The organism is Amycolatopsis sp. NPDC049253, from assembly GCF_040678995.1.
In the GTDB taxonomy this organism is placed as follows: Bacteria; Actinomycetota; Actinomycetes; order Mycobacteriales; family Pseudonocardiaceae; genus Amycolatopsis.
This window is the reverse complement of record NZ_JBFAQX010000013.1, coordinates 20630-41803: the sequence shown is the minus strand read 5'-3', so window position 1 is coordinate 41803 and position 21174 is coordinate 20630. Positions and strand designations below refer to the sequence as shown.

24 protein-coding genes are annotated in these 21174 nt (G+C 70.5%); 16 read left to right on the top strand and 8 right to left on the bottom strand.

Annotated elements, in window-relative coordinates; genetic code table 11:
- Positions 1–48: 48 nt before the first annotated feature.
- Positions 49–492: a hypothetical protein gene (locus AB0K15_RS27100; RefSeq protein WP_364056112.1), complete on the top strand. Its 444-nt coding sequence runs from the start codon at positions 49–51 to the stop codon at positions 490–492.
- Positions 493–559: 67 nt separating this feature from the next.
- Here the strand turns inward: AB0K15_RS27100 and AB0K15_RS27095 are convergent, their stop codons facing one another.
- Both AB0K15_RS27095 and AB0K15_RS27090 read right to left on the bottom strand, forming a co-directional pair.
- Positions 560–1219, bottom strand: coding sequence for a TetR/AcrR family transcriptional regulator (locus AB0K15_RS27095; protein WP_364056109.1), 660 nt, complete (start codon positions 1217–1219; stop codon positions 560–562).
- A 32-nt stretch (positions 1220–1251) separates the two neighbouring features.
- Positions 1252–2028 carry an enoyl-CoA hydratase-related protein gene (locus AB0K15_RS27090; protein WP_364056106.1) on the bottom strand — a complete coding sequence of 259 codons (777 nt, stop codon included), beginning with the start codon at positions 2026–2028 and terminating at the stop codon, positions 1252–1254.
- Positions 2029–2164: 136 nt separating this feature from the next.
- On the opposite strand from AB0K15_RS27090, the gene AB0K15_RS27085 reads away from it, so the two are divergent.
- The 8 genes from AB0K15_RS27085 to AB0K15_RS27050 are packed head-to-tail and all read left to right on the top strand — an operon-like array spanning position 2165 to position 10641.
- Complete coding sequence (locus tag AB0K15_RS27085; protein WP_360594845.1) at positions 2165–2431, top strand: hypothetical protein; 267 nt, start codon at positions 2165–2167, stop codon at positions 2429–2431.
- 29 nt (positions 2432–2460) lie between these two features.
- A complete protein-coding gene (locus tag AB0K15_RS27080; RefSeq protein ID WP_364056102.1) occupies positions 2461–4491 on the top strand; it encodes a hydantoinase/oxoprolinase family protein in 2031 nt (676 codons plus the stop codon).
- Between the two features lie 3 nt (positions 4492–4494).
- On the top strand, positions 4495–6423 hold the full coding sequence (locus AB0K15_RS27075; RefSeq protein WP_364056099.1) for a hydantoinase B/oxoprolinase family protein: 1929 nt from the start codon (positions 4495–4497) through the stop codon (positions 6421–6423).
- 10 nt (positions 6424–6433) lie between these two features.
- Positions 6434–6829: a carboxymuconolactone decarboxylase family protein gene (locus AB0K15_RS27070; RefSeq protein WP_364056096.1), complete on the top strand. Its 396-nt coding sequence runs from the start codon at positions 6434–6436 to the stop codon at positions 6827–6829.
- Positions 6826–7584: an SDR family NAD(P)-dependent oxidoreductase gene (locus AB0K15_RS27065; protein WP_364056093.1), complete on the top strand. Its 759-nt coding sequence runs from the start codon at positions 6826–6828 to the stop codon at positions 7582–7584. The genes AB0K15_RS27070 and AB0K15_RS27065 overlap by 4 nt, the downstream gene beginning before the upstream one ends.
- Before the next feature lie 23 nt (positions 7585–7607).
- On the top strand, positions 7608–8396 hold the full coding sequence (locus AB0K15_RS27060; protein ID WP_364056090.1) for an SDR family NAD(P)-dependent oxidoreductase: 789 nt from the start codon (positions 7608–7610) through the stop codon (positions 8394–8396).
- Positions 8396–9901: a long-chain fatty acid--CoA ligase gene (locus AB0K15_RS27055; RefSeq protein WP_364056087.1), complete on the top strand. Its 1506-nt coding sequence runs from the start codon at positions 8396–8398 to the stop codon at positions 9899–9901. Before AB0K15_RS27060 ends, AB0K15_RS27055 begins: the two co-directional genes overlap by 1 nt.
- Entirely contained in the window at positions 9898–10641 is a 744-nt protein-coding gene (locus AB0K15_RS27050; protein ID WP_364056084.1) for an SDR family oxidoreductase, read from the top strand. Before AB0K15_RS27055 ends, AB0K15_RS27050 begins: the two co-directional genes overlap by 4 nt.
- On the opposite strand, the gene AB0K15_RS27045 is transcribed toward AB0K15_RS27050, so the two are convergent.
- Positions 10613–11860, bottom strand: a complete 1248-nt coding sequence (locus AB0K15_RS27045) for a carboxypeptidase regulatory-like domain-containing protein (RefSeq protein WP_364056081.1) — start codon at positions 11858–11860, stop codon at positions 10613–10615. The genes AB0K15_RS27050 and AB0K15_RS27045 overlap by 29 nt on opposite strands.
- 136 nt (positions 11861–11996) lie before the next feature.
- Between AB0K15_RS27045 and AB0K15_RS27040 the strand changes: the two genes are divergently transcribed.
- On the top strand, positions 11997–12584 hold the full coding sequence (locus AB0K15_RS27040; RefSeq protein ID WP_364056078.1) for a TetR/AcrR family transcriptional regulator: 588 nt from the start codon (positions 11997–11999) through the stop codon (positions 12582–12584).
- Here the strand turns inward: AB0K15_RS27040 and AB0K15_RS27035 are convergent, their stop codons facing one another.
- Both AB0K15_RS27035 and AB0K15_RS27030 read right to left on the bottom strand, forming a co-directional pair.
- Positions 12585–13493: an SDR family NAD(P)-dependent oxidoreductase gene (locus tag AB0K15_RS27035; RefSeq protein ID WP_364056075.1), complete on the bottom strand. Its 909-nt coding sequence runs from the start codon at positions 13491–13493 to the stop codon at positions 12585–12587.
- Positions 13494–13573: 80 nt separating this feature from the next.
- Positions 13574–14425 (bottom strand): NAD(P)H-binding protein, encoded by an 852-nt coding sequence (locus AB0K15_RS27030; protein ID WP_364056072.1) that lies wholly within the window; start codon positions 14423–14425, stop codon positions 13574–13576.
- A gap of 114 nt (positions 14426–14539) precedes the next feature.
- Here AB0K15_RS27030 and AB0K15_RS27025 point away from each other — a divergent pair, with 114 nt between their 5' ends.
- Positions 14540–14920, top strand: coding sequence for a helix-turn-helix domain-containing protein (locus AB0K15_RS27025; RefSeq protein WP_364056069.1), 381 nt, complete (start codon positions 14540–14542; stop codon positions 14918–14920).
- 55 nt (positions 14921–14975) lie between these two features.
- Here AB0K15_RS27025 and AB0K15_RS27020 read toward each other — a convergent pair whose 3' ends face one another.
- Both AB0K15_RS27020 and AB0K15_RS27015 read right to left on the bottom strand, forming a co-directional pair.
- On the bottom strand, positions 14976–16226 hold the full coding sequence (locus AB0K15_RS27020) for a lytic murein transglycosylase (protein WP_364056066.1): 1251 nt from the start codon (positions 16224–16226) through the stop codon (positions 14976–14978).
- Between the two features lie 147 nt (positions 16227–16373).
- Positions 16374–16874, bottom strand: coding sequence for a GNAT family N-acetyltransferase (locus AB0K15_RS27015; RefSeq protein WP_364056063.1), 501 nt, complete (start codon positions 16872–16874; stop codon positions 16374–16376).
- Between the two features lie 75 nt (positions 16875–16949).
- Between AB0K15_RS27015 and AB0K15_RS27010 the strand changes: the two genes are divergently transcribed.
- Positions 16950–17534, top strand: coding sequence for a TetR/AcrR family transcriptional regulator (locus AB0K15_RS27010; RefSeq protein ID WP_364056060.1), 585 nt, complete (start codon positions 16950–16952; stop codon positions 17532–17534).
- Here the strand turns inward: AB0K15_RS27010 and AB0K15_RS27005 are convergent, their stop codons facing one another.
- Positions 17535–18500, bottom strand: coding sequence for a helix-turn-helix domain-containing protein (locus tag AB0K15_RS27005; RefSeq protein ID WP_364056057.1), 966 nt, complete (start codon positions 18498–18500; stop codon positions 17535–17537).
- A 52-nt stretch (positions 18501–18552) separates the two neighbouring features.
- Here AB0K15_RS27005 and AB0K15_RS27000 point away from each other — a divergent pair, with 52 nt between their 5' ends.
- From AB0K15_RS27000 to AB0K15_RS26985, 4 genes are all read left to right on the top strand, one after another.
- Positions 18553–18948, top strand: coding sequence for a cupin domain-containing protein (locus AB0K15_RS27000; protein ID WP_364056054.1), 396 nt, complete (start codon positions 18553–18555; stop codon positions 18946–18948).
- A 52-nt stretch (positions 18949–19000) separates the two neighbouring features.
- Positions 19001–19513 carry a helix-turn-helix domain-containing protein gene (locus tag AB0K15_RS26995; protein ID WP_364056051.1) on the top strand — a complete coding sequence of 171 codons (513 nt, stop codon included), beginning with the start codon at positions 19001–19003 and terminating at the stop codon, positions 19511–19513.
- Positions 19514–19601: 88 nt separating this feature from the next.
- Positions 19602–20114 carry an SRPBCC family protein gene (locus AB0K15_RS26990; protein ID WP_364056048.1) on the top strand — a complete coding sequence of 171 codons (513 nt, stop codon included), beginning with the start codon at positions 19602–19604 and terminating at the stop codon, positions 20112–20114.
- Complete coding sequence (locus tag AB0K15_RS26985) at positions 20114–21151, top strand: LLM class flavin-dependent oxidoreductase (protein ID WP_364056045.1); 1038 nt, start codon at positions 20114–20116, stop codon at positions 21149–21151. Before AB0K15_RS26990 ends, AB0K15_RS26985 begins: the two co-directional genes overlap by 1 nt.
- Positions 21152–21174 lie beyond the last annotated feature (23 nt).

Genomic DNA, 21174 nt, shown 5'->3' with positions numbered 1-21174 from the left:
CTCGGTGTGGGTCCCGATCGTCGTCGCGGTGCTCGGCCTTCTGGGGTGGTGAGCGGTCAGCTGATCAACGTCTGGCGCGAGGAACGCCGGCGCGACATCGACGCCCACTGGCGCGAGGAGCGCTTCGACGTGCACATCGCGGTGCTCGCGGCCTTCCGCGACTGGGAGCGTGCGCTGGAGAAACCCGTCGCAGCGCGCGAGACCGGCCACGAGCCCGGTGGCCTCGACGAGCTGCGCGCGCTCGACGACCGCGTGCAGCAGGTGCTGTCCGGCCTGATGATCTTCGGCCCGCACACGCTCGCCGCCGCGGCCGACGACGTCTACCTCGAGTTCCGCCAGTGCCACGACTACGCGCTGGACCTGCGGGATTTGCGGGCGCCGGTGAAGAAGCAGCGCTACCTGGGCGTCCTGCTGCTGGGCCTGCGCCAGCAGGTCCGCGAGGCGCTGCAGATCACGGCGGGGCCGGACGTGGAAGTACCCGTCCGCGTGTGACCGAAACCGTGCGTGCCGGTGGTCGGCCGCCGGCACCCGCGAGCGAGCGATCAATCAGCCCGGCAGGTCAGGCGGGCACCCGCGCCCGGAACGCGGCCACCCGTTCCTCCAGGTCCGCCACGTCGTACCCGGGGCTGCAGAACCCCGAGATCAACGTCGCGCAGTACTCCCGCGACAGGAACGCCGCATCCCACGGTCCGTCCGGACGCGCCCACTGATACGTGTGGTTGTGCAGGTTCAGGAACTGCAGCATGGCCAGCCGCGGATCGAGCCGCCGGAACGCGCCCGAGTCCATCGCCGCCGTCAGGAGATCCAGCACGATGCGCTCGAACTCGCGACGCTGACGCAGCAGGCGGGCGCGGTTGGCGCCGCGCAGGTGGCGGTAGTCGTGTTCGTACACCCAGATGTGGTCGAGGCGCGCGAGGATGATGTCGAGCAGCGTCTCCGACAGCAGGCGCAGCCGCAGGACCGGGTCCTCGTCGAGGGTGGCGATGCGGCGGGCGGCGGTGAGCAGCGGGCGCAGCACGCGGTCCTGGATCTCGACCAGGAGGTTCTCCTTGGACCCGATGTAGTAGTACAGCGCGCCCTTCGCGAGGCCCGCGACCTGACCGATCTCGGCGATCCCCGTGGCGGCGTAGCCCTGCTTGGCGAACAGCGCCGCGGCCTGGTCGATGATCTCCTGGCGCTTGACCTCGTAGCCGGGGCCGTGTCCCGGTGGTCTCGGCATGCTTCCCCTCCGCTGCTGGCAGACACACCACTCTAGGCGTCACGGTCGAACGTGGCCTTGCCCGGTCCGTCGCGCAGGAACGACGCCATGCCGGTGTCGCGGTCGCGCGTGGCGAACAGGCCGGCGATGAGCGAGCGTTCCAGGGCCAGGCCTGTCGCGATCGAGGAATCGAGCCCGTGGTCCACGGCCTCCTTCACCGCCTGGATCGCGAACCGGGGCCCGGCCGCGAGAACCCGCGCGTAGTCCAGAGCCGCCGCGAGCGGATCGTCGGCGACCCGATCCACGAGCCCCAGGGAGAGCGCTTCCGGAGCCCGCACGCGCCGTCCGGTCATCAGCAGTTCCTTCGCCCGCGAAGGGCCGATCAGCCGCGCCAGCCGTTGCGTGCCGCCGGAACCCGGGATGATGCCGAGCAGCACCTCCGGCTGGCCGAGCACCGCGCCGGGCGCCGCCACGCGGTAGTCGGCCGCCAGCGCGAGTTCCATGCCGCCGCCGAGGGCGTAGCCGTTGACGGCCGCGACGACCGGCATCGGCAGTTCGGCGAACCGGGTGAACGCCTTCTGCAGCGCGCGGTTCCAGCCGAGCACCTCTTCGAACGAGAATCCCGCCAGCTGCTTGATGTCCGCGCCCGCGGCGAACACCTTCTCGCCGCCGTGCAGCACCACCGCGTGCACGTCGTCCGCGTCCGCCAAGCGCGCCGCGGTGTCGGCCAACGCGTGGCGCATCTCGGTGTCGAAGGCGTTGAGGGGCGGGTGGTCCAGGCGGACGGTCGCGACGCGGCCGGCGGTTTCGACGTGTAGCCGTTCAGTCATCACCGAAGCTCCTCAGCTCACCCGGTCCGGGCTTGTCAGGCCGCGATCAGGGTCCTACAGTGCTTCCCATCACGGTTTCTTAGACCGATTGGTACACGAAACTCGGCAGCGGCACAACACACCGGAGTGATGGCCCATGGACGCAGTCGAATCATCCGTCCCCGAAGGACTTTCGGTAACCCGGGAAGAGGTCACCGAGGCCGATCTGCAGGCACTCGGCGTGAACCTCGAGCGGGATTTCCCCGGTTCCACCGCAGCGGACTTCCGCCGCTACCCGGTGCTCTCGGAAGGCGGTTGGTTCACCGTCGTCAAGCACCAGAAAACGCTCGAATCGGTGAGCCGTGAAACCGGCCCGCTGCTCGGTCCCATCGTCCTCACCTCCGACGGCCTCGACGTCAACTGACCACGAATCACCGAAAGGCGGGTAGTTCCATGATCGGAGTAGACGTCGGCGGCACGTTCACGGACGTGGTGGCGATCGCCGATGGCGAGATCAAGACCGTCAAGGTCGCCACGGACGTGCGCACCACCGAACGCGGTGTGCTGCGCGGTGCCGAAGAGGTCGGCGTGAGCGCGTCGGCGGTGTTCAACCACGCGAGCACCCACGGCCTCAACGCGATCATCACTCGGCGGCTGCCGAAGATCGCGTTCCTGACCACGCTGGGACACCGGGACATCCTCGACATCGGCCGCACCTGGCGCCCGGTCGAGGGCCTGACGAACCCCACGTGGCGCCGCTCCTACGGCGACGCGAACCGGCCGCTCGTGCCCCGGTACCTCCGGCGCGGCATCCGCGAGCGGCTCACCGCCGACGGCGGCATCCTCATCCAGCTCGACGAGGACCACGCTCGCGAAGAGCTGGCCGTGCTGCGCAAGTGCGGCGTCGAAGGCGTGGCCATCTGCCTCATCAACGCGTACGTGAACAACCATCACGAAGAGCGCCTGCGCCAGCTCGTGCACGAAGAGCTCGGCGACATCCCGGTGTCCATCTCCAGCGAGGTCTCCCCGCTCGCCAAGGAATTCGCCCGCGCCTCGACCACGGTCATCGACGTCTTCATGCGCCTGACCTACGACGCCTACACCCAGCGCCTCGACGCCGGCCTGCGCGACCTCGGCTTCACCGGCGACCTCAACTTCGCGGACTGCGCCGCGCAGCTCGTGCGCTCCGACGTCGCGATGGAGCACCCGTTCCGCATCGTGTTCGCCGGTCCCGCGGCGGGAACCGTGTCCAGCGCCCACTTCGGCGGCCTGATCGGCGCCGGCAACCTGCTGTGCGCGGACGTCGGCGGCACCTCGTGCGACATCAGCATGGTCAGCGACGGCAAGCCGTTCGTGAACACGACGTTCGAACTCGAACACGACCTGATCGTGAACGCACTGTCCAACGAGGTCTCCAGCATCGGCGCCGGCGGCGGCAGCCTCGTGACGATCAACCCGGCCGGTGAGCTGAAGGTCGGCCCGGGCAGCGCGGGCGCCGACCCCGGCCCCGCGTGCTACGGCCTCGGCGGGCAGCAGCCGACCACCACCGACACCTGCCTGCTGATGGGCATCATCGACCCCGACGGGTTCGCCGGCGGCCGCATGAAGCTCGACCCGGACCTCTCCCGGCAAGCCTTCGAGGCGCTCGACTCGAAGCTGTCGTTCGAGCAGCGCGTGAGCTACGCGTTCAACATCGGCGTGAACAACATCGCCGAGGGTGTTGTGAACATCGCCATCCAGCACGGTGTCGACCCGCGTGACTACAGCCTCGTCGCCTACGGCGCGGCCGGCCCGATGCTGTTGCCGGCGGTGCTCGACCTGGTGCACGCGGCCGAGGTCATCGTGCCGCCGCACCCGGGCCTGTTCTCCGCGCTGGGCCTCGTCAGCTCCGACCTCGTCTACGCCGACAGCCGCAGCGCCTACACGCTGCTCACGTCGGAAGCGGCCGAGCAGGTCGACAAGGTCTACCACTCCATGGAGGAGCGGCTGCGCGAACGCCTGCAGGAGAAGGACCGCGACAACATCGAGTTCGTCCGCAGCTTCGACGGCCGGCTGGCGGGCCAGACGTGGGAGACGCCGTTCATCGGCGTGCCCGCCGGCACGATCGACGCGGAAGCCGTCGCGACGATGGTCGCGAACTTCCACGAGGCCTACGCCGAGCGCTCGGGCAACAAGTTCGAGGCGCTGCCCGTGCAGGGCGTCACCTACCGCGTCCAGGCCGTCGCGAAGGCCGACAAGGTCGAGTACCCGAAGATCCCGGAACGCGCCGCGGGCGAGATCCTGCAGCCCACTCGCACCCTGAAGATCCGCTACCTCACCGACGACGTCCTCGACGCCGGCGAGTACCAGCGCGCCGACCTGCGCGTCGGCGATCAGGTTCCCGGCCCCGCGGTCGTCCGCGAACCGCTGTCCACCACGTTCCTCGTCCCGGGTCAGATCGCGACCGTCGGGACCTACGGCGAGCTGCGCATCCGGAAGGCGTGAACCATGACCTCTCTGAAGGACCTCGACGACGCCCAGTTCGCCGAGCTGTACGGCTCCGACCGCTTCACCGCGTCGGTCCTGTCGAGCCGCATGCGCTACATCGTGCAGCACATGTGCACCGGCCTGCTCAACAACGCGTTCTCCCTCATCCTGCGCGACTGGTACGACTTCGCGGCGACGATCTCCGGCCCGCCGGAGCAGAACTACCCGATGTCCTCGGTGAGCAACAGCCTCGCGATGTTCCTCGGCACCATGTCCGAGGCCGTCCGCAACACCATCGAGGAGTACGGCCCGGAGAACCTCGAGCCGGGTGACGTGATCATCTGCAACGACCCGTACCGCGCGGGCAACCACGTCAACGACATCTGCTTCATCCGCCCGGTGTTCCACGACGGCAAGCTGATCTCGCTCGTCACGCTGCGCGCGCACCAGCTCGACATGGGCGGCGTGATCCCGGCGGGCTTCTCCGGCACGAAGCGCAACGTGTACGAGAACGGCCTCGTGATCGCGCCGATGCAGCTGTACAGGAACGACAAGCCGGTGAAGTCGGCGTTCCACCTGATCTTCGACAACGCCCGCTACTGCGCGCTGCTGCTGCCCGACATCAAGACGATCTACCAGAACCTGCTGCTGGGCGAGAAGCTGATCAACGAGAGCGTGGAGCGCTACGGCGTCGACGCGTACCTCGGCGCGATCCGCTACTCCACCGACGTGTCGGCCGAGTCGATGAGCAGCGCGCTGGCCGAGCTGCCCGACGGCGTGTACGAGGCCGAGGAAGGCATCGACTGCGACGGCGTCGACGACACCGTCGAGTACAAGATCCGCCTGAAGATCACCAAGGCCGCCGACCGGATGGAGCTCGATTTCTCGGGCACCTCGCCCCAGGCGCGCACCTCGATCAACGCCGGCATCCTCGACACGAAGACCGCCGTCGGCGTCGCGCTGAAGTTCCTCATCGACCCGGCCACGCCGTTCACCTCGGGCGCGTACCGGCCGATCGACATCGTGCTGCCGGCCGGCACGTTCATCAGTGCCACGCCACCGGACGGCGCGGTGTTCCTGTACTGGGAAAGCACCGGGCCGGTGCTGCTGGCGGTGTTCCGCGCGCTGGAGAAGGCCCTGGGCCGCAAAGCCGTCGGCGGTGACTACGGTTCGCTGAACATCCACAACGCCAACGGGGTACTGGCCGACGGCACCCCGTGGGTCACCACCGCGCAGTGCGGCGGCGAGCACGGGCCGTGGGGCGCCACGGAGGCCGGCGACGCGGACAGTTACTCCGTGGTCTACCAGGCCAACAACCTGGACCCGGCCACGGAAGCGATCGAGTCCGAGCTGCCGGCCGTGGTGCTGCGCAAGGAATACGCACCCGACAGCGGCGGCGCGGGTGACAACCGCGGTGGCGCCGCCGTGCTCAAGGACACGCTGTACCTGACCGACGCGGAACACTGGTCGAGCCCGTTGCACACCAAGACCGCGAGTGGCGTCGGGGTCTACGGCGGCGAGGCCGGCGCGCTCGGCGCGACCTGGGTGTTCCACCCGGACTACAAGAACGTCACGAAGGACAAGGACCTCATCGGCACGGAACCCGAGGTCTACGCGGGTGCCACGCCGGTCGCCGGGATGCTCGACCCGGAGACCAAGACGGTGGACCCGAACGGCGAGTACTTCTACTTCGCCAGCACGCCGGTGTGGCACACCAAGCCCAACGCGGTGTTCCGCTACCTCACCAACGGGGGCGGGGGCTGGGGTTCGCCGCTGCAGCGCGATCCCGAGCGCGTGTGCCGCGACGTGCGCGACGAGTACGTGACCATCGAGGGCGCGTACCGCGACTACGGCGTGGTGATCTCCGGCGACCCGCACGGCGATCCGGAGAACCTCGAGATCGACCTGGAAGCCACCGCCAAGCGCCGCGCCGAGCTGGCCGCGAAGTAGGGAGGATCCGTTGTCCGAGAACGGGGCGGTCGTCGACCGGCAGAACAAACTCAGGGATACCTTCCTCGCCGAGCGCGGGTACTGGAACACGTTCTGGGAAGGGCTGCTGAGCCTCGACCCGGACTTCTTCGAGGCGTACCTGAACTTCTCGGCCGTGCCGTGGCGCAAGGGCGTGCTGGAGCCGAAGGTCAAGGAGCTCATCTACACCGCGATCGACGCCTCCACCACGCACCTCTACGAGCCCGGGCTGCGCCAGCACATCCGCAACGCCCTCGGGTACGGGGCCACCAAGGAGGAGATCATGGAGGTGCTGGAGCTCACGAGCGTGCTCGGGATCCACACCTGCACCCTCGGGGTCCCCGTGCTGATGGAGGAACTGGCGGCGCACGAGCAGAAGTCGGCGTGAGCCACGGAGTACTCGACCCGCGCGGCCCGGCCTCCCTGGCCGGGGCGCGCGCGGTCGTGACCGGCGCGGCGCGCGGGATCGGCAGCCGGATCGCGGTCGAGCTCGCGCTCGCCGGGGCCCACGTCACGGTGCTCGACGCCCGGGATCCCGCCGCGACCGTCGCCGAGATCACCGAGGCCGGCGGTTCCGCCGCCGGCCTGGTGGTCGACGTCGCCGACCGCACCGCCGCCGCCTCGGCCATGGCCGAGGCGGCGGGGCCGGGCGAACGGCTCGACGCGCTGGTGACGTGTGCGGCGGTCTACGGCGAGACGATGCGCCTCGACGAGCTGCCGGAGTCCGAAGTGGACGCGGTGCTCGGCGTGAACGTCAAGGGCACGCTGTGGTGCATCGGCGGCGCGCTGCCGTTCCTGCGCGGCCACGACGCGCGGGTCGTGTGCATCGGCTCCGTGGCGGGCAAGGTCGGCGGCGTGCTCGCCGGCCCGCACTACGTGGCAAGCAAGGGCGCGGTCCACGCCGTGGTGAAGTGGCTCGCGAAAACCGAGGCGCGCAACGGGATCATCGCCAACGCCGTGGCGCCGGGCGTGGTGGACACGGACATGATCGTGGGCAAGGGGTATTCCGACGACTACAACCCGCTCGGCCGCCTGGCGCGGCCGGAGGAGATCGCGCGCGTGGCGGCCTTCCTGGCCTCGCCCGCGGCGAGCTACATGACGGGTGCGGTGGTCGACGTCAACGGGGGTTACGCGATGGGCTGACGCCCCGCGGAAGGAGGTCCACTGTGGACAAGACAGGCTGCGCGGTCGTCACCGGGGCGGGCTCCGGGATCGGCCGCGCCTGCGCGCTGCGGCTCGCCGAGGACGGCCGGCCGCTCGTGCTGCTCGACTCCGACGGCGCGGCGGCCGAGCGCACGGTGAAGGAGCTTTCCGTGGCCGCGGCGGCGTTCGCGGTCGACGTCACCGACGAAGCGGCCGTGGCCGACGCGGTGCACCAGGCCGTGGACCGGTTCGGCCCGCCGAAGGTGCTGGTCAACGCCGCGGGGATCATCATCCGCAAGAAGCTGCTGGAGTCCACCGTGGGCGAATGGCGGCGGGTGCTCGACGTGAACCTCACCGGGTACTTCATCCTGCTCAAGCAGGTGATCCCGGCGATGGCCGCGGGTGGCGGCGGCTCGATCGTGCAGATCGCGTCGATCGCCGGTCACACCGGGTACGGCTTTTCGTCCTACACGGCGGCGAAGGGCGGTGTGCTGGCGTTGACGAAGCAGCTGGCCGCCGAGCTGGCCGTGGACGGGATCCGCATCAACTCGGTGAGCCCCGGAGTCGTCCACAGCGGACTGAACCGCGACACGCTGGGCAACGAGAACATCCGCGCGGCGACGGTGGCCAACACGCCGCTGGGCCGCATCGGCGAACCGGACGACATCGCCCGCGTGGTGGCGTTCCTGGCCGGGCCGGGCGCGGACTACGTCACCGGCACCGACCTCGTCGCCGACGGCGGCATGATCAGCACCATCCACTGGGGATCGGCCGGAGGCGAGCTGCACAGCTTCCACGCACAGGAGCGCTGATGTCGAACTTCGCCACGGTCCTCGACCACAACACCGGCCGCTACCCGGACAAGGTGGTGCTCAGCCAGGGTGCACGGTCGTTGACGAACCGCGAGCTGCTCGGCCGGGCCGACGCTTTGGCGTCCGGGCTCGCGGAGCTGGGAATCGGGCGCGGGGACGTCGTCGCGCTGCTGCTGTACAACCACCTCGAGTTCCTGGAGGCGGTCTTCGCGGTGAACCGGATCGGGGCGGCGTTCCTGCCGCTCAATTACCGGCTCTCACCCGAGGAATGGCGCTACGTCCTCGACCACTCGGGCGCGGTGGCGCTGCTGACGGAGCCGGAGTTCCAGCCGTCGGTGGACGCCCTGCCGTTGCCGGGTCTGAAGCAGCGGCTGCTGCTCGGCGGCAGTGCTTCGGGCTGGACGACGTACGAGGACCTCGTGGTCTCGAACCTCGGCCGTTCGGTGTCGCCGGTGTCGGTCGGCGCGGACGACCTGCAGCGGCTGATGTACACGTCCGGCACGACGTCGAGGCCCAAGGGCGTGCGGATCACGCACGGGAACCTGGCGTGGAAGAACCTCGGCCACCTCGTCGAGTTCGGCATCACGGCCGAGGACGTGACGCTGGTGTGCGGGCCGCTGTACCACGTCGGCGGGTTCGATCTGCCCGGTGTCGGGACGCTGCACGCGGGCGGTTCGCTGATCGTGCTCCGGAAGTTCGACGCGGCCGAGGTCGTGGACACGATCGAACGCGAGCGGCCGACCAACATCTGGCTGGCGCCGTCGATGATGAACGCGATCCTGCAGCTGCCCGACATCCTGGAGCGCGACACGTCGTCGATCCGGTTCATCATCGGTGGCGGGGAGAAGATGCCGGTGCCGTTGGTGGAGAAGATCCTCGCCGCGTTCCCGAAAGCGTGGTTCTCCGACGCGTACGGCCTCACCGAGACCGTGTCGGGCGACACCTTCAACGACCCGGAGCACATGCTGGCCAAGGTCGGTTCGGTCGGGCGGCCGGTGGTGCACCTGGAAGTCCGGATCGTCGACGAGTCCGGGGCGCCGTTGCCCCCGGGTGAGCTGGGCGAGATCGCGTTGCGCGGGCCCAAGGTGAGCCTCGGGTACTGGCGTGACGAGGCCGCGACGGCGAAGGCGTTCCGCGACGGCTGGTTCCACACCGGCGACGTCGGGCGGCTCGACGAGGACGGGTACCTCTACGTCGAGGACCGCAAGAAGGACATGATCGTCTCCGGCGGCGAGAACATCGCGACACCCGAGGTGGAGCGCGTGCTGTACGAGCACCCGGACGTCGTCGAGGCGGCGGTGGTCGGGATGGGCCACCCGCGGTGGGGTGAGGTGCCCCAGGCGTTCGTCGTGCTGCGTCCGGGTGCGGCACGGGATCGAGACGCGCTGGTGGCGTTCTGCCGCGAGCGGCTGGCGAAGTTCAAGGTGCCGGCGGACCTGGTGTTCCTCGACGAGCTGCCGCGGACGCCGTCGGGCAAGGTGCTGAAGAGGAACCTGCGCGGATGAGCGAGTTCGACCTGACGGGCAAAGTCGCCTGGGTCACGGGCGCGGGCAAGGGCCTGGGCCGGGCGATCGCGGTGGCGTTGGCCGCGGCCGGGGCGAGGCTGGTCGTGACCTCGCGGACCGAGGCCGACCTCACGTCACTGGCGGCGGAGGTCGGAGGAGCGCTGATACTGCCGGGTTCGGTGTCGGATCCGTCCTTTGCGGACAGTGCGGTGTCGCGGATCGTGGCCGAGCACGGACGGCTGGACGTCTGCGTGACGGCGGCCGGGATCAGCCCGACGTTCCGGCGCAGCGAGCAGGGCAGCGACGACGACTGGGCCCACGTGCTCGACGTGAACCTGTCGGGCACCTACTACTGCGCCCGCGCGGCCGGGCGGCAGATGCTCACGCAGGGGGCGGGGTCGATCATCACGGTGTCTTCGGTGCACGCGCGCACCGGTTTCGACCGCATTGCCGCCTACGCGGCGAGCAAGGGCGGCGTCGAGGCGCTGTCCCGCGTGCTCGCCGTGGAGTGGGCGCCGAAGGGCGTGCGCGTGAACGTGCTGGCGCCGGGCTACTTCCACACCGATCTGTCCGAGGGCCTGGTCACGAGCAAGTGGGGCGAGCGGATCCTGGCGAACATCCCGCAGCACCGTGTGGCCTCGCCACCGGAACTCGGTGGTGCGGCGGTGTACCTGGCTTCGGACGCGTCTTCGTACACGACCGGCTCGACGCTCACCGTGGACGGTGGCTGGACGGCGTGAGCGCCGGCTCCGGGGCGAGCACGAAGTCTTCGCGGCGGAAGACGCCTTCGCGGGAGAACGTCCGGCGTGCCGTGGGCTGCCGCCCGGGCGCGGTCACCACGAGGTCCACGAACTGCTCGGGCAGTCCGCCGACGGCGAAGGCACCCTCGTCGTCGGCGGTGGTCCGTACGAGCTGCCGGCCTTTTCCGTCGGTGACGGTGAGGATCGCGCCGCCGACGCGTTCGCCGGTCGTGGCGCGGACAGTGCCGATCAGCATGGGCACGAGCTCGCCGAAGCGTTGGCCGTGGGTCGGGAGTGCGGTGGGCCGTGGCATCTCGAGCACGGGATCTTCCACAGGCGGTTGGGATTCCGTCGCGGCTTGCCGGCGAACCCACAGCGCGTGCCCAGCGTTCAGGGCGATGCCCAGCGCGAGCCAGGCGCACAGCACCAGCACGTGTCCGCCGACGCCGGCGCCGTGGAAGTAGAAGACGCCGCGCAGTGCGTCGTTGAGGTTGCCCATCGGCAGGATCGGGTGCAGGGCGCGGAACAGCGCGGGCTGCATCTGCGGCGGGATGATGCCGCCGCTGGACGCGGAGCTCAGGATGACGAACAGCGTGACCGCGACACCGGGGAAGAACTGCTTGAAGATCGGCACGAGGCCTTGGGAGACCAGGGAAACCACGAGGCTCGACAGGAACGCGAGCGGGATCGCGGCCGGGTCGCCCGGGATCACGTCCATGGCGTGGGCGATGAGGAAGCCCGCCACGGAGAGGAACGCGGCCCAGCCGACGAACGTGAGCATCCGCGCGCGGCGGCTGAGCCCGACCGCGCGCAGCAGCATCATGACCGCGAAGTAGCTCGGCAGGCCCCACGCGATCAGCAGGTAGAACAGCCCGTTGCCCAGCGGGTCGCCCGCGACGGTCGGGGCGAGGTCGACCACGGTGAGTCGCCCGCCGGCGAGCGGCGTGAACGTCTGGGTCAGCAGGGACTGGAGGGTGAAGCCGTTGGCTTTGGCGACGTAGAGCACGGGGTGCTGTGCGTCCGGTGCGTAGGCCCCGCCGGCGGTGCGGTCGAGGACGGCCTGGCGGGCCGCCTGTGCGTCGGGCACGGCGACGATGTGGAACCCGCCGGGGCTGACCTCGGCCAGCCGGCTTTGGACCTGCGTCGCGGCCGCCGGATCGGCGACGGCCACCGGCACCTCGTGCGGCTGCGGCCGGTGGAAGGCGGCCAGGTAGACCACGGCAAAACCGAGAAAAGGACAACGGGGAACCAAAGGTTCTCGGCGAGGGTGCGAGTGGTCGAGGGTTTGGCCAGTTCGTCCGCCATGGTGGTCACCGTATCTTGCAGTACTGCAAAAGTGCAGTAGTGTAAGAAATATGACAGGGGCGGGACTTCGCGAGCGCAAGAAGGAAGCGACCCGGCAGGCGATCCGCGCGGCTGCCGTCGCGCTGTACCGTTCGCGCGGGCCGCACGAGGTGACCGTCGACCAGATCTGTGACAAGGCCGGCGTCTCGGCGCGCACGTTTTTCAACTACTTCGACAGCAAGGAAGCCGCGGTCTTCTCCCTCGCGCTCACCCCCGACGGTGTCCGCGCGGGCGTCGCCGCGCGGCCCGCGTCGGAACGTCCACTCGCGACCCTGCGCGCGGTCTTCACGGAGCGTTTCACGGAGGCCTCCGCCGATCCCACCTTCGGCGAGCGGGCCCTGATGCTCCGCGAATACCCCGAGTTGTGGGGGCGGCTCGCGCAGGTGAACAAGCTCGTCGAGGAGGCTGCCCTCGAGTCGATCGCGGCGCGGACCGGACTTTCCGCCGACGACCTCTACGTGCGGCTCACGGTGGAGGTTGCGTTCGCCGCGAACCGGGCGGCGTTCAAGAGCTGGTACCCGGGGAGCGACCCCGACCTGGTGGCGTTGCTGAACCAGGTGATGGACGTGCTCGACTCGGGCCTCGAACCGCCGAGTTGATCAGCGGACGTCGAACGTCGTGCCCGTCAGCTTTTCCGACCAGGTCCACAGCTTGGCCGCGCGACCGGGGTCCCGGTCGACCTCGACGGCCGTCTTGGGAACGGGGCGGCCGACGCCGCCGCGGGCGGGGCCGTAGAACTGGCCCCCGGTGGCTTCCGGGTCGACGGCGGCGCGCACGGCGGGCCAGGCGCCGCGGTCCTTGCCCTGGGTGATGGGCGCGAACAGGTGCATCAGCGGCTTCGGGTCGGTGATGCCGTCGCGCCGGGGGCTGGCGCTGCCGAGGCTGAAGCCGGGGTGGGCCAGCACGCACGTGACCTTCGAGCCGGCCGCGCGCAGCCGCCGGTCGAGTTCGAAGCCGAAGGACTGCACGGCGTGCTTGGACTGGGCGTAGGCGCGGAACTCCGAGTACTTGCGTTCGGTCTGCAGGTCGTCGAGGTCGAACGGCTGCAGCCGGGTGATCAGGCTGCCCATCGGCACGACCCGGGCGCCGGACGCGGTGAGCACCGGCATCGCGAGCGCGGTGAGGGCGAAGTGGCCGAGGTGGTTGGTGCCGACCGCGAGTTCGAAGCCCTGCCGCGTCGTCCGGCGTTCGCGGCCGGGGGAGGTGGAGCCGGCGTTCTCGACCAGCCCGTCGATGCGGTCGAGCCGGTTGAGTTCCTCGGCGGCCTCCGCGACGGACTCGAGGTCGGCCAGATCCAGGCGGATCGTGCTGATCTCGGCGTGCGCGTGGTGGTTCTTGATGGCCTCGGCCGCCGTCGTCAGCCGCGCCGGGGTGCGCCCGAGGATCACGACGTGCGCGCCGGCGCCGGCGAGCTGTTCGGAGATGAAATAGCCGATCCCCGCGTTCCCGCCCGTCACCGCGTAGGTGCGACCGGACAGATCGGGCAGCGCTTGGGGGTTCCAGGACACGTTCGCTCCTCGGGCTCGGACCGCGTGCAGCTTATAGCGGTCTCGGCCGGTTCCCGAGGCGGGAGCGCGGGGGACCGGGCTCAACCGAGGAGCTTCGCGATCGTCTCGGCGATCGGTGTCGTCGGGCGGCCGAGGAGCTTCGCCAGCTCGCCGGGGGTGCCGGCGAGGCGGCCGCGGGAGATGGCGTCGCCGACGTCGGCCAGGATCGTCGCCAGCAGCGCCGGCACGCCGCCGCCGGTGAGGACCGCTTCGTACTCCGCGCTGGAGACGGTGGTATGGACCACTGGACCGCCGCTGAGGCGCGCGAGCTCCGCGGCGAACTCGCCGAATGTCCACGCGGTGTCGCCGCCGAGCTCGTAGGCGACGCCGAGGTGGCCGTCGGTGTGCAGGACCGCGGCGGCGGCCGCGGCGTAGTCCTCGCGCGGCGCGGTGGCGATGCGCGCCTCGGCGAGGACGTTGTTGACGACGGCGCCGCGGGCGAGCGAGCCCGTGATGTCGTAGACCGCCATCTCCGAGTACCAGTTGTTGCGCAGGAAGGTATACGGCAGCCCGGAATCGAGGGTGCGCTGCTCGGTCGCGAGGTGCTCGTCGGCGAGGGTGAAGTCGGCGTCCGGCCCGCCGAACACGCTCGTGTACGCGAGTTGCGCGACATCGGCGGCCTTCGCGGCGTCGATGACGGCGGAGTGCTGGCCGACGCGCTTGCCCAGGTCCGTGCCGGACACCAGCAGCACGCGGTCTCCGGTGGCGAACGCTCCGGCGAGCGTCTCCGGCCGGTCGTAGTCGCCGACGTGCACGCGCACGCCCAGGTCGGCCGCCTTCTCCGCGCTGCGCGCCACGGCCGTGATCTCACCCGCGGGCACGCCGGCCGCGAGGAGGTCGGCGACGACCTGACGGCCCAGCAGCCCGGTGGCGCCGGTGATGACGATGCTCATGTTCTTCCTTCGGGTCGGTGGATCTCCTGCCACTCACCGTAGGACTGTTACTCTCTATTGGAAAGTACCCACTTCAGAGTAAGGTACTGGTGTTCGAGTAATGAGGAGGGTGACATGACCGAAGCACTGTCCGAGGCGCCCAACGTCAACCGCGCGACCTGCCCGTCGCGCATCGTGCTGGAGCACGTGACGAGCCGCTGGGGCATCCTCGTGCTCGCCGCCCTGCTCGACCGGTCGTACCGGTTCAGCGAGCTCCGCCGCGAAATCGGCGGCGTGAGTGAAAAAATGCTGGCTCAGACGCTGCAAACCCTCGAGCGCGACGGTTTCGTCAACCGCGACGCCAAGCCCGTCATCCCGCCGCGCGTCGACTACTCGCTCACCTCGTTGGGCCGCGAGGCCGCCGAGCAGGTCTGGGGCCTGGCCCACTGGGTCGAACGCCGGCTGCCCGCCGTCACCGAAGCCCGCGACGCCTACGACGAGGCTCGCGCTTCCTGACGCATCCGGACTCCGTGGGTGGCAGAGCCCGGCTCCGCCACCCACGGCACGGGAATCAGCTGGTCGGCGTGGTGCTCGTCGTCTCCGGGGGCGTGGTGGTGTCCGAGCCCGTGGCGGAGGACGAGTCCGAGCCGGACGAAGACGTGGTGGTGGTCGGTGTCGTGGAGTCGGACGGCGGGGCCGAGCTGTCCGCGGGCGGCGGGGTCGAGCTGTCCGAGGTTGGCGGGGTGGAGCTGTCCGAGGTCGCCGGGGTCGAGCTGTCGGACGGCGGCGTTGTGCCGCCGGAGTCCGACGGGGTGGTGCTGGAGTCCGTGGGCGTGGTCGACGGCGTGCTGCTCGGGGTGGTCGACGGCGGGAGCTGCGTCGGGGAGCCCGGCGGCGTGACGACCGGGGCCGGCGGCGGGGCCGGGTTGCCGAGAGGGCTGCCGGCGGCGGCCGCGATGGCGTCCGGGCCCGGGGGCGCGCCGATGGGGACCTGGCTGTCGGGCAGCTGCGACACGCCGCCGCGGTAGGCCGCCGCGTAGGCCATGACCGTGTCCACATAGGACTGTGAGTTGTTGTACCGCCGCACGGCCACGCGCTGCATCGCGTCGCTGGAGAGGTCCAAGCCGCCCGAGCACAGGTAGCGCGCCGTGGCGAGGGTCTCGTCGTAGATGTTGTTCGGGTCGGACACACCGTCGCCGTTGCCGTCGGAGGCGTAGCCCGCCCAGGTCGACGGGATGAACTGGGTGGCGCCCACGGCGCGGTCCCACACCGCGTTGCCGTCGAACTCGCCGCCGTCGGTGTCGCGGATGGCGGCGAACGGGCCGGACCCGTCGAGTACCGGGCCGAGGATCGGCTCGAGCGTGTTGCCCTGCGCGTCGACGTAACCGCCGCGCGCGTGGTTGGACTCGATGCGCCCGATGGCCGCGATGAGCTGCCAGTCGAGGTGGCAGCCGGGCTGCTCGCGGGACATGATGTCGGCCGCGTTCCGGTACGCCTTCAGCATGCTGCCCGGAATCCCCAGTGGACCGGACGGCGTGGCCGAACCGGCGCTCACGTGGTAGCCCGGCACGGTCAGCGGCAACGGGGTCGGCGGCTGCGGCAGGCTGCCGTCGACGGCGACCGGCGGGAGCACGATGTTCGGCGGGAGCCACGGCACGGCCAGCGGCGGCAGCGAGGTGTCCGAGGCCGCCGGGGCCGGGGCGGGGAGCGGAACCGGCAGACCCGACGCGGCCACCGTCGGCAGCACCACGAGCGCGCCACCCGCGAGGGCGGCCGCAGCCTTGCCGCGGACAGACTTCCGGCGTGGCCGGTGTTTCGCCATCGTTGCTCCCCGTTTCGCCTTTCGGACCCTCTCTTCCGTCAAGCTAGTCGAAGACAGCCGCCTTTTGTGAGGGCCTGCGCCATATCTGTCGGGACAGCGAGGTCTTGTCCATCCACGCTAAATCCGTAGTTGGCCGATCGGACATTTTCACCGGGGTTTAACAGGACATGCGGGTCGGTTCTTTGCCGACTGCGCCGAATGGAGTAATCGCGCGAAGCATCGGGCCAGCGGATCACTGCCGTACGCGCCGAACGCCGGGATCGGTTCGTAGCCTTCCCGCTGGTAGAAGCGGATCGCGTCCGGCTGGCGGACGCCGGTTTCCAGCAGCAGTCGCGTGATGCCGTGCGAGACGGCCTCCTCTTCGAGCGCCCGCAACAACGCCGTCGAAACGCCGGTGCCGCGCGAGGTCGGCACCACGTACATCCGTTTGACCTCCGCCTCGCCGGGCCCGAGAAACCGCAGGCCACCGCAGCCGACCGCGGTGCCGTCGGACCACGCGATGACAAAAACAGCCATACTTTCGGCGGTTGGCGCCGGGCCGGCTTCATGATCGTCGGTCTCGTACCGGGCGTCCAATTCGGCCCGTTGTGCCGCCCGCAGCGCCACCGCCTCCGGCGCGTCCCACTCCGAACGCAGGATCTCGATCACCGGCAGCCCCCAAAATTTCACCCGTGGTTTCGGAACAAGTGTTACCGTAACCGATGTTACGGAATGGAGGCCCGCATGCCAAGACAGCGTGACGTCGGTGCCCAGCGCGAACTGCTCTCGGGCGCGGTCTGGCAGGTGCTGGCCGCCGAGGGGCTGCCCGGCCTCACCGTGCGCGCCGTCGCCGAGCGCGCGGGCTGCACCACGGGCCTGGTCATGCACGCGTTCCCGACCAAGCGGGCCCTGCTCCTGCACGCCCGTGACCTGCTGCACCAGCGCACCGCCGAACGCGCCGACGCCGCCGAAGCCGCCGGCGGCCCACCCGCCGCCGTGCTGCGCGACGTCCTCTGCCACGCCGCCACCCTCACCGCAGAAGCCGCCGACGAAGCGCGGGTCTGGGTCGGCTTCCTCGCCGCCGCGCTGGCCGACCCCGAGCTGGCCGAGCGCCACCGCGCGCACAACCGCTCGTTCGTCAACCGCGTGACGCGTCTCGTCGGCGCGGGTCACCCCCGCTGGGCCCACCCGCGCCGCGAACGGGCCGCGAAACGCCTCATCGCCCTGGTCGAAGGCCTCAACGTCCTGACCGCGGCCGACCCCGCCACCTACCCCCCGGCCGTCCACCGCGACGCGATCGCCGCCGCCCTGCGCGAGCTCGAAGGCTGATCAGGCCGCCGGCCCGAACCGCCGCCGGTACTCCGACGGGCTCAGCCCCGTGTGCCGCCGCAGCTGCGCCCGCAGGTTGGCGGCCGTCCCGAACCCGCACTCGGTGGCCACGCGGTCGAGCCGCAGCTCACCCCGTTCCAGCAGCCGGCACGCGAGGCTCACGCGCTCGGTCGTCAGCCAGGTCAGCGGCGTCGTGCCCAGCTCGCCGCGGAACCGCCGGTGCAGCGTCGCCTGGCTGGTCGCGGCCCGCGCGGCCAGGTCCGCGACGGTCAGTGCCCGGTCGAGATTGCCGCGCGCCCACTCCAGCACCGGCGCCAGCGACGCGTCCGGCACCACGGGCACCGGCCGTTCCACGAACTGCTGCTGCCCGCCGTCGCGGTGGCCGGGGAAGACCAGCCGGCGGCTCACGGCGTTGGCGATCTCCGCGCCGTGGTCGCGCTGGATCACGTACAGGCCCAGGTCCATCGCCGCCGCGCTGCCCGCCGCGGTGAGCACCGTGCCCTCGTCGACGAACAACACGTCGGGCTCCAGCCGCACGTCGGGGTAGCGCTCGCTGAACTCGGCCGCCCACCGCCAGTGCGTCGTCGCGCGCAGTCCGTTCAGCACACCCGCCTCGGCCAGCGTGAACGCACCCGTGCAGAAGCTCATCAGCCGCGCGCCACGCGCGTGGGCCCGCCGGATCGCGGCCAGCACCTCCGGGTCGGCGGGCACCTGCGGATCCGGCCGGTTCGGCACGATCGCTGTGTCCGCGTCGTCGACCGCGTCGAGCCCCGCGACGCCCGAGAGCGTGAACATCCCCAGGTGCATGCCCACGCGCTCGCGCGCCGAGGCCAGCGTGAACGCGTACCACTCCCGCCCGAGCTCCGGGCGGCGCAGGCCGAACAGCTCCGTCGCGACGCCCATCTCGAACGGGTTCGAGCCGTCGTCCACGACCATCACCACGTGGTGCGAGGATCCTTGCGACATGTGCTATTCCTAGCACTCCCGGTGGCCCGGGGACAGGACGACGATCGATCGCATGAACCAGCCCATCGATCTGCAGACCGTGCTCGACGGCTTCGACGCCGTGTGGAGCCCGCGCATCGTCGCGAACATCAACGACTACGACATCCGCCTCGCCCGCTTCTCCGGCGAACACGTGTGGCACGTCCACGAGAACACCGACGAGTTCTTCCTGGTCCTCGACGGTGAGATCCAGATCGGCCTGCGGGAGCCCTCCGGCGAGCGCGTGGTCACGGTGGGGCGCGGCTCGGTGTTCGTGGTGCCGCGCGGGACGTTCCACAAGCCGTCTTCGAAGGACGGCGCGGCCGTGCTGCTCGTGGAGCCCGCGGGCACGCTCTCGGTGGGCGACGAGCACGACGAGGTGCCCGGCCATGTGGACGTGACCGTCGGCCACCGCGTGGAAATCGCCTGATCACAGCTGCCAACAGCTGAGTTTCAGACTGAGACGGCGTACTCTCCCGTCCATGAAACGGACTTCCTTCGCGCAGTGGCCGTGCTCCATCGCGCGGACCATGGACCTGCTCGGGGACTGGTGGACGCCGCTCGTGCTGCGCGACGCGTTCTACGGCGTCACGCGCTTCGACGAGTTCCAGCAGGCGCTCGGCATCGCGCGCAACACCCTCGCCGACCGGCTGCGCCGGCTGGTCGACGAGGGTCTGCTGGAGAAGGTGGCGTACCAGACCGAGCCGGTGCGCTACGACTATGTGCTCACCGACAAGGGCAAGGACTTCTTCGGGGTCCTCATCGCGATGACGGCGTGGGGGGACCGCTGGCTCGCCGGCGAGGCCGGCCCGCCGATCACGACGCACCACGAGAGGTGCGGCCACGACACGCACGCCGAGGTCGTCTGTGCGCACTGTGGCGAGCCGCTCACGGCCGAGGACACGCGGATGCGCCGCGGCCCCGGCTTTCCCGAGAAGATCGCGCACCGGCCCGACGTCGAGGCGCGGTTCGCGAAGCAGGAAGCCGCGCGCTGAGCCGACCTCGCGTTGACACGAGGGTCTCACTACGAAACTATCGTGGTCAGAGGCATCTTGACGGTCGAAGCTGAGGAGGCGCACCACGATGGAGTGGACCGGCGCGCGGTACGCGGACAAGCCCACGGCCGAGGCGGCCACCTGGATCGACGGCGCTCCCGAGGCGGTCTGGCCGTTCGTGTCCGACGTGGCGCGCATGCCCGAGATGAGCTCGGAGCTGCAGCGCGTCGAGTGGTGCGACGGGGCGACCGGCCCGAAGGTCGGCGGCTCGTTCGTGGGCTACAGCAAGCACGACGCGCTCGGCGAGTGGTCGACGACGTCGTTCATCGTCGAGTGCGAGGAGCCACGAGTGTTCGCGTGGGCGGTGGCGGACCCGGAGACGCCCACGGCGACCTGGCGCTTCACGCTCGAGCCCGAGAACGGCGGCACGAAGCTCACGCAGTGGATGCAGATGGGGCCGGCGCGGTCCGGCCTGTCGTTCGCCATCGACCGCATGCCGGACAAGGAGCAGAAGATCGTGTTCGTGCGCATGCGTGAGTTCGAGAACGCGATGATCGCCACCGTCGCGGCGATCAAGGACCGCGTCGAGGCGGCGCGCTGATGCGCACCGCGACCACGGTCGAAGGCTCCGGCGGCTGGCCGGAGACGCTGGAGTTCGTGCTGGAGGCCGAAAAGCTCGGTCTCGACGTGTGCTGGGTCGCCGAAGCGTGGGGCTCCGACGCGCCGTCGGTGCTCGGGTTTCTGGCCGGGCGCACCTCGCGGCTGCAGCTCGGCTCCGGGATCATGCAGGTCGGTGTGCGCACGCCGGTCGCGGTGGCCCAGGCGGCGCTGACGCTCGCCGACATGTCCGGTGGCCGGTTCTCCCTCGGCCTCGGGCCGTCGGGTCCGCAGGTGATGGAGGGGCTGCACGGCGTGCCGTTCGCGAAGCCGCTCACGCGGATGCGCGAGACGGTGGAGATCGTGCGCAGTGCGTTCGCGGGGGAGAAGATCTCGTTCTCCGGCAAGGCTTTCGAGATCCCGCTGCCGGGCGAGGCGCGGCCGATGCGGCTGTCGTCCAAACCCAATGAACACATCCCCATCTACCTGGCCACGCTGTCGCCGAAGATGCTCGAGCTCACCGGCGAGGTCGCCGACGGCTGGCTCGGCACCAGCTTCGTGCCCGAAGGCGCTTCGGCGTACTTCAGCCACCTCGACGCGGGCCTCGCTCGATCCGGCCGCGTGCGCGGTGACCTCGACGTGTGCCAGGGCGCGGAAGTCGCGTTCGCCGCCGACGAGGACGAGCTGCGCACGATGGTCGCCGGCCGCAAGAAGGAACTCGCGTTCTCCCTGGGCGGCATGGGTTCCGCGAGCACCAACTTCTACAACGACGCCTACAGCCGCCAGGGCTGGGCCGAGGTCGCCGCGGAGGTCCGCGACCGCTGGCAGTCCGGCGACCGCGACGGCGCCGCTTCGCTGGTGACGGACGAGATGGTCCTGGGCACCACGCTCATCGGCACCGAGGACATGGTCCGCACGCGGCTGCGCGTCTGGCGCGACGCCGGCGTGGACACGGTCCGCCTCTACCCGTCCGGCGACTCGCTCGACGCGCGGCTGGCGACGCTCGGCCGCGCGCTCGACCTGGTACGGCAAGTGGGTTGATCGTTCGGTTTGTCTGCGCGATC

Coding starts and splice junctions, on each gene's coding strand:
- AB0K15_RS27000 (WP_364056054.1), top strand. CDS start 18,553: ATGAACCAGCCCATCGATCTGCAGACCGTGCTCGACGGCTTCGACGCC.
- AB0K15_RS27050 (WP_364056084.1), top strand. CDS start 9,898: ATGAGCGAGTTCGACCTGACGGGCAAAGTCGCCTGGGTCACGGGCGCG.
- AB0K15_RS27010 (WP_364056060.1), top strand. CDS start 16,950: ATGCCAAGACAGCGTGACGTCGGTGCCCAGCGCGAACTGCTCTCGGGC.
- AB0K15_RS26990 (WP_364056048.1), top strand. CDS start 19,602: ATGGAGTGGACCGGCGCGCGGTACGCGGACAAGCCCACGGCCGAGGCG.
- AB0K15_RS27075 (WP_364056099.1), top strand. CDS start 4,495: ATGACCTCTCTGAAGGACCTCGACGACGCCCAGTTCGCCGAGCTGTAC.
- AB0K15_RS27080 (WP_364056102.1), top strand. CDS start 2,461: ATGATCGGAGTAGACGTCGGCGGCACGTTCACGGACGTGGTGGCGATC.
- AB0K15_RS27025 (WP_364056069.1), top strand. CDS start 14,540: ATGACCGAAGCACTGTCCGAGGCGCCCAACGTCAACCGCGCGACCTGC.
- AB0K15_RS27095 (WP_364056109.1), bottom strand. CDS start 1,219: ATGCCGAGACCACCGGGACACGGCCCCGGCTACGAGGTCAAGCGCCAG.
- AB0K15_RS26995 (WP_364056051.1), top strand. CDS start 19,001: ATGAAACGGACTTCCTTCGCGCAGTGGCCGTGCTCCATCGCGCGGACC.
- AB0K15_RS27085 (WP_360594845.1), top strand. CDS start 2,165: ATGGACGCAGTCGAATCATCCGTCCCCGAAGGACTTTCGGTAACCCGG.
- AB0K15_RS26985 (WP_364056045.1), top strand. CDS start 20,114: ATGCGCACCGCGACCACGGTCGAAGGCTCCGGCGGCTGGCCGGAGACG.
- AB0K15_RS27005 (WP_364056057.1), bottom strand. CDS start 18,500: ATGTCGCAAGGATCCTCGCACCACGTGGTGATGGTCGTGGACGACGGC.
- AB0K15_RS27020 (WP_364056066.1), bottom strand. CDS start 16,226: ATGGCGAAACACCGGCCACGCCGGAAGTCTGTCCGCGGCAAGGCTGCG.
- AB0K15_RS27090 (WP_364056106.1), bottom strand. CDS start 2,028: ATGACTGAACGGCTACACGTCGAAACCGCCGGCCGCGTCGCGACCGTC.
- AB0K15_RS27040 (WP_364056078.1), top strand. CDS start 11,997: ATGACAGGGGCGGGACTTCGCGAGCGCAAGAAGGAAGCGACCCGGCAG.
- AB0K15_RS27055 (WP_364056087.1), top strand. CDS start 8,396: ATGTCGAACTTCGCCACGGTCCTCGACCACAACACCGGCCGCTACCCG.
- AB0K15_RS27030 (WP_364056072.1), bottom strand. CDS start 14,425: ATGAGCATCGTCATCACCGGCGCCACCGGGCTGCTGGGCCGTCAGGTC.